The sequence below is a fragment of the Mesorhizobium sp. M7A.F.Ca.US.014.04.1.1 genome (assembly GCF_003998745.1).
In the GTDB taxonomy this organism is placed as follows: Bacteria; Pseudomonadota; Alphaproteobacteria; order Rhizobiales; family Rhizobiaceae; genus Mesorhizobium; species Mesorhizobium ciceri.
In genome coordinates, this window is sequence record NZ_RZRW01001027.1 from 1 (window position 1) to 1,235 (window position 1,235).

Here is a 1,235-nt window from a genome sequence, read left to right on the forward strand (position 1 = left end):
GCTACAGCCTATCTCGCTGAAGGCTCACTGATCTTACAGGCAAAACGCCTCTGCGGACGCCGGGAGCGGATGATCAGTTGAGCGATGGAGACCATAGTGAACACAAATGTCCAAATCACCCCGCGAGCGGCGGGGGCTCTGGCTTTCAGCCCTGACGGAGTCCTCTTCTTGGGCGACAACAAGCTCGGAGCCGTCTTCGCCTTCAAGACGGAACGGGGCCAGGCCCCAGCCTCGCTGGATCCCTTCCTCTTCGAGTCGATTGACGAGAAGATCGCCGAGGCGCTGGGCGTGACGGTGAAGAGCTTGGTGATGAACGGGATGGCCATCCATCCCGTCACGCGGGAGCCATACCTGTCTGTCGGAGTGCGCAACGGCGATCGCCTGGAGCCCGCGGTCGTGAGCGTCTCGCTTTCCGGTGAGGTCCGCCCCTTCGATCTCTCATCGTCGAAGAGGACAGTACACAGGCTGACCGACGTTCCCGACGAGGACAAGACCTTTAAGTCGCGGGCCGGTTCTTTCCCCTATCCGCCGGCCGCGGTCTTCGACGAGAAGGCGCGCACGCCGCTCCGATCCATGACGATCGTGGATCTGAAGTTTCACAATGGCGATGTGTTCGTCGCCGGCGTCTCGAACCAGGAGTTCTCCTCCACGCTGCGGCGTATCCCCTATCCGTTCACTGGCGCCGCCAGCGAGACCCAAGTGGAAATCTACCACCTCGCTCACGGCCACTACGAGACGCGGGCGCCGATCCGGACCATGCAGTTCGCCACCATCAATGGCGAGGACACGCTCGTCGCCGCCTACGCATGCAGTCCGCTCGTCACCATTCCGGTCTCAGACTTGAAGCACGGCGCAAAGGTGAGAGGCAAGACGATCGGCGACATGGGCAACGGCCAGCCCATCAGCATGGTCGCCTTCCGGGATGGGGACGAGGACAAGCTGTTCATCACCAATCTCAGTCGCGGCCCCATGATCGTTCCGCTCTCGGGTATCCGCTCCGCTGAAGGCTACACGCCCGAGAACCGGCCGACCCAAGACAAGATGCTGGACCAACACCCTACCATGCCGGCCGGGCCGGTCGGCAAGCAGGTGCTGTTCGTCGGGTCGTCGTTGCGGGCCGACCTGTTCAGCGACCGCTTCTTCGTCTCCCTGACCCGCTACGCAGATACCGGCGATCTGACGCTCGAGACCCTGATGACCAGCCCGCTTCCCGGACGGTTAGACAAGATCTGGGT

General features: G+C 62.6%; 1 protein-coding gene. It reads left to right on the forward strand.

Annotation, left to right across the window (positions count from 1 at the left end; all coding sequences use genetic code 11):
- Positions 1-168: 168 nt before the first annotated feature.
- Positions 169-1,235, forward strand: a 1,067-nt coding sequence (locus EOA22_RS34170) for a hypothetical protein (RefSeq protein WP_127390643.1), incomplete at its 3' end; no start/stop codon positions are given.